Below are 9,585 nucleotides of genomic sequence, written 5' to 3' on the forward strand. Positions count from 1 at the left end.
GCACAGCGACAGCGGCTCCGCCGCCGGCGAAGAGCTCATCGAACTGAACGTCACCGTGTCCGACACCGCGGGCCAGGTCTCCGCCAAGCCGCTCCTGGTGCGGGTGTCGCCGCAGCCGGCGCTGACCGTGCAGTCCTTCGCCGTCGTGGACACGATCGATGCCGGCCTGACGGTCGATGTCACCCCGCACGTCACCGGCACGGCCGGCGAGATCTCGCTCGAATCGGTGCGGGTGCTCGACGACGCGGCGGCGAGCGCGACCATCGTCGGAGGCTCGGCATCCTTCGACTTCTCCGCCCGCGCCCCGGGCACGTTCCGCGTCGGCTTCACCGTTACTGATGGCACGACACCCGCGACAGGAACCGCGCGCATCACGATCCTGCCCTCCGACGCCCCGCCGCAGCTGGCGACCTCGCCGGTCGTCGCCTTCGTGCATCCGCAGGAGGACGCGACGCTGGATGTCTTCTCGGCCGTCTCGAACCCGACCAGGCGCGTGCTGCTGCTCAGCGACGTGGTCGGGCACGCTGATGCCGGTGCCACCCTCTCGGTCGACGGCGTAGGTCAGAACTACCTGCGGGTGTCGGGCTCCACGGCCACCGGCGCTGCCGGCCGCCTGGGCACCGTGACCTACACGATCAGCGACGGCACCGAGGACGCGGGCGCCCGGGTGCAGGGCGAGGCGACCGTCTTCCTGCTCCCGCCGGCGCCCGAGCTCGCCCCGATCGCCGTGGACGACACGATCGTCGTGCGCGCCGGATCCCAGATCGACATCCCGGTGCTCGAGAACGACATCGCCCCGGCCGGGGGTCGCCCGACGCTCAACCCCGCATCGGTGGTGTCCTCGACCCCCGACGCGCTCGCTTTCGCCGGCGGCGACGTGCTGCGCTACCTGGCCCCGGCCGAGCCGGGGCAGTACACGATCGACTACGCGGTGTACACGATCGGGGCGCCCGCGCTGGCCGACTCGGCGACCGTGCGCGTGCACGTGCTCGCCGACGACGCGAACCGCGCCCCGCTGCCGGAGACCCTGGAAGGTCGCGTGCTGAGCGGTCAGTCGACCGTGATCGACTTCGACGGGTTCGGCATGGACCCCGACGGAGACGTCGTGAGCCTGGACCGCATCATCAGCCAGCCTCAGAGCGGCTCGGCGACGATCGCCGCCGATGGGGAGTCGATCCTCTACTCGAGCGTTCCCGGCCACCGCGGACAGGCGACGTTCCGTTATCGCGTGGTCGATGCCTTCGGTCAGACCGGCGAGGGCGTCGTGCGCATCGGCGTGCTCGACAGCCGGTCCAACCCCAGCCCGATCACCTTCACCGACTACGTGCAGGTGCAGGCCGGCGCGGCCGGCGAGATCCGGGTCAGCCCGCTCGCCAACGACGTCGACCCGACGATGGGCACGCTCGCAGTCACCGATGTGCGCCCCGACGTGCCCTCGAGCCTGACCGACGGCAGCGTGAACCCCGAGTACGCGCGGCTGGACGGCCGGCTCTCGTCGGTGGGCGAGTCCACCGTCGTGATCGAGGCCGGCACCGAACCGGGCACGATGTCGTTCCTCTACGACGTCGAGTCGAGTTCGGGCAACACCGGTCGTGGTCTGATCGTCGTCAAGGTCGTGCGCGAGAGCGTGCCGAACTACCCGGTCGTGGAAGACACGGTGCTGACCGCCGAGACGCGCGAGGACTTCTCGTCGGGCGTGGACGTGCTCGCCGGCCGGGCGTCGTGGTCGGGCGGCGACATCGGCGAGCTCGAGGTGAGTCTGTGGGGCGAGCCGTCCGGAGTCGCCGTGGACGGCCGGAAGCTGCGCGGACCGCTGCCCGAGACGACACGTGTGATCCCCTTCGCGGTCACCGGCGAGGGTGCCGGCGGGTCCGTGACGACCTACGCGTTCCTGCGCGTGCCCGGTGACGACGACCTGTCGCTGGCGCTGCGCGCCGGCGCAGCGACTCCGGAGGTGACCGAGCTGCAGTCGGTGTCGTTCGATATGACCGCCCTCGTCGCGGGGCCCCGCGGGAGCACCCTCGAACTCGGCACCGACGTGCGCGCGTCGGGTGCTCGCAGCGGGGCGGCGTGCACGGTCGAATCGGGCACCACCGTGCGCTACGACTCGGGCGCGGGTGCGCCGTGGGTCGATGCGTGCCAGGTGCCGGCGCGGATCGTGGGCCAGCCGGACTGGACCTACCTGTCGGTCCCGATCGTGGTGAAAGCCCTCGATCCTCAGCCGATGCTGCGGGCGGGGTCGATGACCGTGGGACCGGGCGAGACCGCGACGTTCGACCTGCGCAACATGACGACCTGGCAGCTGCGGGAGGACTGGAGCGGCATCCGCTACGCGCTGGAGTACTCCGGCTCCGCGTTCGCGGTGTCGCTGAACGGCTCGATCGTCACCGTCGTGGGCGCCGATCGCGCGGTGCCGGGCGCGGAGGAGGCAGCCGTCGTCTCGGTGACCAGCCATACCTCCGTCGCGCCGGTGCGGCTGATCCTGCGCGTCGGGGCTGCACCCTCGACCCTGCCGCAGGGCGGGTCGGCAACCCGGCAGTGTTCGCAGGCGGCCGGTTCGTCGTGCACGATCTCGGTGATCGGCGCGAGCGGCGAGGTGAACCCGCTGCCGCGCACCCCCCTCACCGTGATCGATGCGCGCCCGACCGGCGCGTGCGTCGGAGTGAGCTTCCAGGTCGCCTCGCCCACGACGGTCCTCGCGTCCTGGTCTCAGGACGCCCCCGGGGCGACGTGCTCGGCATCCTTCTCGGTGCAGGACGCGCAGGGCCGCCGCACGAACGCCGAGCGCGACGGCCGGCTGCTGCTGGATCTGCAGGGCTACCCCAAGTCGCCGGCCAGCGTGTCGCAGATCGGCTACGCGAGCGGGCAGCTCACGCTGCGGGTCGATCCGGGCGAGGCGCGCCTCGCCTATCCTTCGCTCGTCGGCTTCGTGATCCGCTCGAACGGCCAGGATGTCGCCCAGTGCTCCGCGGGCGGCACCTGCCCGCCGATCGCGGCGCCCAACGGCGAGCAGCGCACCTACGACGCGTTCGCGGTCAACGGCGTCGGAATGTCGCGCTCGAGCGCACGGACGGTGGCCTGGGCGTACGATGCCCCCGGCACGCCGGCCGCTGTGCAGGTTCAGCCCGTCGTCACCTCCGGCGCGGGCGGCGTGGTGTCGCTGCACATCGAGGGGATAGACCCCGACGCGACCGGCACGATCGTCGTCTCCAGTCCCGCCGGCGAGACCGTGCAGATTCCGATCCGCCGCAACGACACCCGCATCGATGTGGCCCAGTACCGGGTGGGGTCCAACACCTCCAGTCCGATCAGCGTCACGCCCTACTCGCGGTTCGACCTGCCCCCGGGCCTCGGCGGCAGTCCTTCCGGCGCCGCAGCGACCGTCTGGGGCAACGGCATCGGTGCGCCCACCGGTGCCTCGCTGTCGCTGAGCTCGGCGTCCGACGGCGACGGCACCTCGACCGTGACGGCGCGCGGTGCGGCCGGGCTGGGTGGCGACGGGTCGCAGCTGCGGTACGGCATCGTGCGGGACGGTCAGCGCTGCACGGCCACGGACGGCGGCGACACCGCGGTGTTCCCCGGCCTGGCCGATGGCGACGAGTACTCGTTCACGCTGTGCGTGGAGTCGTGGTTCGACGGCCGGGAATACGGGTCGGCGACGGTCACGCAGAGCGTGCGGGCCCAGCAGACCGGCAAGGCTCCGCAGGGGTACACCTTCCTCGTGGATGCCGCGCCCGACGTCGGCGACGGCCGCGCGGAGTGGATCGTGCGCGAGAGTCCGACCGCGACGGAGCGGGTTCCCCACCGCAACCGCGTCGAGTTCGCCGGGATGCCGAGCTCGATCTTCGGCCGCACGCCTGCGATCCAGGTGCGCTACGTCCACGAGATCTGGGGCACCGCCACGTCATGGGCCACAGTGACCCCGCGCCCGGGCAGCGCACCTTATCAGGTACAGGCGAGCTGGAGCGTGCAGGCGTGCGTCGGCGGCTCGAACCTCGTGGCGGCCGGCGACTCGTCGACCGACCCCTCGGGCGGCAAGGCCGCGATCATCTTCGGCAACGCCGGCCTGCGCTACTACGACAGCGCCGGCGCGATGCTGGCGCACACCGCCGACACCTGGGCGGTGCCGGTCGGGGCGGTCCGCGTCGAGGGCATCACGGTCTCGGTGAACTGGAGCGCGCAGGGCTGGGGCCTCTCGCCCGCGGACGCGACGTTCTCGGCATCCTGCGATCCGAACACCCCCACCCCCTGACCGGCGACATCCCACGACAGAGGACGATTCCCCCCATGACCATCACGCAGGAGCAGGCGACCTGGTTCGCGCAGACCTTCGGGCAGATCGCCGACAACGTCGAGCGGGCCGTTCTGGGCAAGCGCCACGTCGTCGAACTCGTGCTCACCGCGATGCTCAGCGGCGGGCACGTGCTGCTGGAGGACGTGCCCGGCACCGGCAAGACCTCGCTGGCTCGCGCGGTCGGGCAGTCCGTGCAGGGCACGAACACCCGCATCCAGTTCACGCCGGACCTGCTGCCCGGTGACATCACCGGCATCACGGTGTACGACCAGAAGACCGGAACGTTCGATTTCCACGCCGGCCCCGTCTTCGCCAACATCGTCCTGGCCGACGAGATCAACCGCGCGAGCCCGAAGACGCAGTCGGCGCTGCTCGAGGTGATGGAGGAGGGCAAGGTCACGATCGACGGCGTCTCGCGTCAGGTCGGCGTGCCGTTCCTGGTGCTGGCCACGCAGAATCCGATCGAGCAGGCCGGCACGTACCGGCTTCCCGAAGCGCAGCTCGACCGCTTCATGATGCGCGCCTCGCTCGGCTACCCCGACCATGCGGCAACCGTGCGGATCCTCGACGGAGCCGCCGTGGCCACGGCCGGACTCGCGCCGGTGATCACCCCGCAGGCCATGGTCGGCATGGCCGACCTCGCGGCCGACGTCTACGTCGATGCGCTCGTGCTGGACTACATCGCCCGGCTCGTGGACGCGACGCGCTCGGCCGACGAAGTGCGGTTGGGCGTCAGCATCCGAGGCGCCCTCGCGCTCACGAAGGCCTCGCGCACGCGCGCCGCCTCGCAGGGTCGCACCTACGTCACCCCCGACGATGTCAAGGCGCTCGCCGTCTCGGTGCTCTCGCACCGGCTCATCCTCCACCCCGAAGCCGAGTTCGACGGTGTCACGCAGGAGGCCGTGATCGGCCAGGTCCTGCTCGATGTCGCGCCCCCGAGCCGCCGCGAGACCGCATGAGCCTGACCGAGCCTCGTCTCACCCGCACCTCCGCGCCGACCGGCGCGGAGGTGTCATCCGGCGCGCCTTCGTCGACGACGCGGATGACGAGCGCGCGCGGCTCGCGCAGGATCGTGGGTGCCCTCGTGTGGTGGGCGCGGGTGTGGCGCATCCTCTGGGCGAGGCTCGCGGCGGCGGTCGGGTGGGCCGCCCGCACGGTGCGCCCGGCCGGCGTGCTCGTCGTCGCCGCGGCGACAGTGGGGCTCGGCATCGGGATCGCGTTCGGATGGGTGGAATGGATGGTCGCCGGCGCGATCGCGCTCGTTCTGCTCGCGATGTGCGTGCCCTTCCTGTTCGGCGCGCGCTCGTACGAGGTCGACCTCGTCCTCGGGCACGAGCGCGTCGTGGCAGGCGAGGGTGTCACCGGCGAGATCGTCGTGCGCAACGACGGGCGGCGGGTGGCTCTGCCCGGGCGGCTCGACATCCCGGTCGGCGCCGGTCTGGTCGAGTTCGGGGTGCCGCTGCTGCGGCCGGCCCACACGATCGCACAGCCCCTCGAGATCCCGGCGCTGCGACGTGGGATCGTCACGATCGGCCCGGCCACGACGGTGCGCAGCGACCCGATCGGGCTCCTGCGCCGTGAGCACGCCTTCGACGATGTGCACCAGCTGTACGTGCACCCGCGGACGACGGCGATCCCCTCGACAAGTGCGGGCCTGATCCGCGACCTCGAAGGCAACCCGACGCGCCGGCTGGTGGATGCCGACATGTCGTTCCACGCCATCCGCGAGTACGCGCCGGGGGATGCCCGCCGCCAGATCCACTGGAAGTCCACGGCCAAGACCGGGCAGCTGATGGTGCGCCAGTACGAGGAGTCGCGTCGCTCCCGCATGGCGGTCGTGCTCTCGGTCGCCGAGCGCGAGTTCGCCGACTCCGACGAGTTCGAACTCGCCGTCAGCTGTGCGGCCTCACTCGGACTGCGCGCGGTGGCGGACGCACGCGACGTCGATATCGTGACCGGATCGGAGATCCCGCGCGTGGTGCGCGGGCGCTTGCGTGCGATTGCGCACATCCCGGCGGGTTCGCGTCGCACGATGCTCGACGGCTTCAGCGCGGTCGACCTGCTCGAGAACACGATGGCGGTCGCGGACGTGTGCCGGCTCGCCGCGGAGGCGAACGAGCGGCTGTCGATCGCGTTCATCGTGGTCGGTTCCCGCGTGCCGCTGACCCGCTTGCGCCAGGCCGCACTCGGCTTTCCGGCCGACACGGCGGTCGTCGCAGTGATCTGCGACGAAAGCGCCCATCCCCGCATGCGTGCGCTGCCGGGACTGACCGTGCTCACCGTCGGCACGCTCGATGACCTCTCCGGACTGCTCGTGCGCGGAGCGACCTCGTGATCCCCCGCATCGTCGCGGGGTCGCTCTTCATCGGGGTCGTCGTGCTGATCGCCGGGGTCGCCGCATGGCCCATCTACCGGGACGGGGCGTTCCTGCTGCTGGTCGGGCTGTCCGCGCTCGTCGCGGCGGCGATCGCGGCACTGGCATGGAGCCGCAGCTGGGGCGGATGGCCGGTGGCGGGGCTCGTGGCGGTCGCGTTCTTCGTGCTCGGCATCCCGCTCGCCGTTCCCTCGCGGCTGGGCGGCGCCACAGAGCTCGTGCGCGGCCTCGCCGAAGTCGCAGGGGGCGCGCTGTTCGCCTGGAAGGACCTCATCACCGTCGATCTGCCGGTCGGCACGTACCGCAACCTGCTCGTCCCGGCGCTGATCGTGTTCCTCGCCGGCACGTGCGCGGCACTGCTGCTGTCGTGGCGGGAAGATCGCGCGGCGTACGGCGCCGTTCCGGTCGCACTCGCGATGATCTCGTTCGGCCTGTTCTTCGGCCGCACCACCGTCAGCGCCCCGCTCACCCTCGGCCCGCTGACGATCTCGGCTCCCGTCGAGACCGCGCTCGGCATCGCGGCGCTGCTCACGTGCCTGCTGTGGCTCGCGTGGCGCAGTCGCGACCAGCGGATCCGGTCGCTGCACCGGGCCGCGGCATCCAGCGGCGTCCGCGTCTCGCGCCGGCCTTCCCGCGCCGATCAGCGCCGCACGGTGCTCGGAGCCGGAATGCTCGCGATCGCCGTGGTCGCGTCCGCGATCGTCGTGCCGTTCGCCGCCCGCGGCGCCGAGCGCGAGGTGCTGCGCTCGAGCGCCGGACCCGAACTCGCCGTCTCATCGGCGGTCAGCCCGCTCGCCGAGTACCGGTCGCTGTTCGCCGACGCCCGGGCAGACGACGTCCTGTTCACCGTCTCCACCCGCGGAGCCCTCCCCGAGCGCGTGCGTCTGGCGACCCTCGACAGCTACGACGGCGAGATCTACCGCAGCGGCGGCACGGGCGCGCTCGACCCGGCGCGCTTCGTGCGCGTCCCCTCCACCCTGGATGCCGGCAGCGGTCGCCCCGTCGACGCTCAGGTCACGATCCAGCAGCTCGACGGCATCTGGATGCCGACCATCGGGCGGCTCGAATCGGTCGAGTTCGCGGGACAGCGCGCGGCGTCGCTCGCCGATCGCTTCTACTACCGCGCCGGGGCCGGCGCCGGTGTGCAGACCGCCGGCGGAGGCCTCAGCGCGGGCGACGCGTACCGGCTCACGGCTGTGGAGCCGGCGACACCCGACCTCGCGTCGATCGAAGCGCCGGGCGGCCGCGGCGAGGGGGTGGCCGTTCCGGACAGCCTGCGCACCTGGGTCGACCAGCACGCATCGGGCTCGGGCGGCGCCGCGCTGGCCGGGCTGGTGGCGCTCCTGCGCGAGCGGGGCTACCTCAGCCACGCCCTCGAGGTGGGGGAGTCCGCCCCGCGGTGGATGCAGTCGCTGACCGGCTACACGTTCCAGCCCAGCGCGTCCGGTCACTCCCTCGCCCGGATCGACGCGATGTTCAGCCGACTGCTGGAGCGCGAGACCGATCCGCGGGCGGCGACCACCGAGAACTACGTCGCCGCGGTCGGCGACGAAGAGCAGTTCGCAACCGCGGTCGCGCTGATCGCGCAGGAGCTCGGCTTTCCGGCGCGGGTGGTGGTGGGCGCCCGCCTCAGCTCCGCTGATGCCGGGCTGCGCACCTGCGAGTCGGGTGTGTGCCGTGCCCAGGATCTCGTGGCGTGGACCGAGGTCAGGTCCGCGGCCGGCGAGTGGATCCCGGTCGAGGTCACGCCGCAGCACGCCCAGTCGCCGGGCCTCGAAGTCACCGAGCTGCGCAACCCCGAGAACGTCACCGAGGTGCGGCCCGACCCGGTGCAGGACGTCGTCCCGCCCGACCCCGTGCAGGAGGACAGCGGCGCAGACGACGGCGCCGAGGACGCCGCGGCACTCGATCTGGCGTGGCTGTGGCCGATCGTGCGCGTCGGCGGCATCGCGCTGCTGGTGCTGCTGCTGCTCTTCGGCCCGTTCGCACTGATCACCGCGGCCAAGGCGTCCCGGCGCCGCGCGCGCCGAAGCCGGGGCGAGCCGGTCGCGCAGATCACCGGCGGCTGGGACGAGTACGTGGACGCTGCGGTCGACTCCGGCCGTGTCGCGTCGCCGGTCCTGACCCGCAGCGAGCTCGCCGACCTGTTCGCGACGCCCGCCGGAGGCTCCCTCGCGGTGGATGCCGACCGCGCAGTCTTCTCGGGCTCTGCAGTGTCGGCGGCCGAGGCGGCGGCATTCTGGCGCATCGTCGACCAGGAGCGGCACGCCCTCGTTCGCGAGCGCGGCTTCTGGCGTCGCGTCGTCGCGACCGTATCGTTGAGATCATTCGTCCGCCACCTGGCGCCCGCAGGCGCCCGGTCGCGCGTCGCCGAGAGGGGGAAGCGCCGGGTGACGCAGCCCGTGCGCGTAACGCCATGACCACCATCGATGACTCCACCGCCGTCGGGCTGGGGATGCTGACCTTCCTGCTGATCGTCGTGCTCTACGTCTGGACCGCGCTCGCGCTCTCGGCGGTGTTCCGCAAGTCGGGGGAGCAGCCGTGGAAGGCGTGGGTGCCGATCCTCAACCAGGTGGTGCTGCTGCAGCGCGGCCGATTCTCGGGCTGGCTGTTCCTGCTCGTCCTCGTGCCGTTCGTCGGCCCGGTGATCGTCTGGGCGCTGCTGGTCGCCGCGTGCTACCGCATCAACGTCGCCTTCGGGCACGGCGTGGGCATGACGGTGCTGGCCGCCCTCGCGTTGCCCGTCTGGGCGTCGATCCTCGGCTTCGGCCCCGCGCGCTGGCTCGGGACCGAGCTCGGAGCCCGCGGCACCCAGGGCGCCGGGCCGCGCCGCACCGCTGCCGCCGACCCCGATGAGCTCCGCGAATACGTGCCGCGCGCGACCCCGCCGTCCTACAGCCCGTCCCTCCCGGACCCG

The 9,585-nt window shown here is 72.3% G+C and carries 5 protein-coding genes; all 5 read left to right on the forward strand.

The window, feature by feature from the left end; genetic code table 11:
• Positions 1-4,252, forward strand: a 4,252-nt coding sequence (locus QZV84_RS10495) for an Ig-like domain-containing protein (RefSeq protein ID WP_292829207.1), incomplete at its 5' end; no start/stop codon positions are given.
• Positions 4,253-4,287: 35 nt separating this feature from the next.
• Entirely contained in the window at positions 4,288-5,253 is a 966-nt protein-coding gene (locus QZV84_RS10500) for a MoxR family ATPase (protein ID WP_292829209.1), read from the forward strand.
• Positions 5,254-5,366: 113 nt separating this feature from the next.
• Entirely contained in the window at positions 5,367-6,629 is a 1,263-nt protein-coding gene (locus QZV84_RS10505; RefSeq protein ID WP_363331907.1) for a DUF58 domain-containing protein, read from the forward strand.
• Entirely contained in the window at positions 6,626-9,088 is a 2,463-nt protein-coding gene (locus tag QZV84_RS10510; RefSeq protein ID WP_292829213.1) for a transglutaminase domain-containing protein, read from the forward strand. Before QZV84_RS10505 ends, QZV84_RS10510 begins: the two co-directional genes overlap by 4 nt.
• On the forward strand, positions 9,085-9,585 hold a 501-nt coding region (locus QZV84_RS10515; RefSeq protein WP_292829215.1), incomplete at its 3' end, for a DUF5684 domain-containing protein. The genes QZV84_RS10510 and QZV84_RS10515, both read left to right, overlap by 4 nt.

This window comes from Microbacterium sp. (assembly GCF_011620715.1).
Classification (GTDB): Bacteria; Actinomycetota; Actinomycetes; order Actinomycetales; family Microbacteriaceae; genus Microbacterium.

Coding starts and splice junctions, on each gene's coding strand:
- QZV84_RS10500 (WP_292829209.1), top strand. CDS start 4,288: ATGACCATCACGCAGGAGCAGGCGACCTGGTTCGCGCAGACCTTCGGG.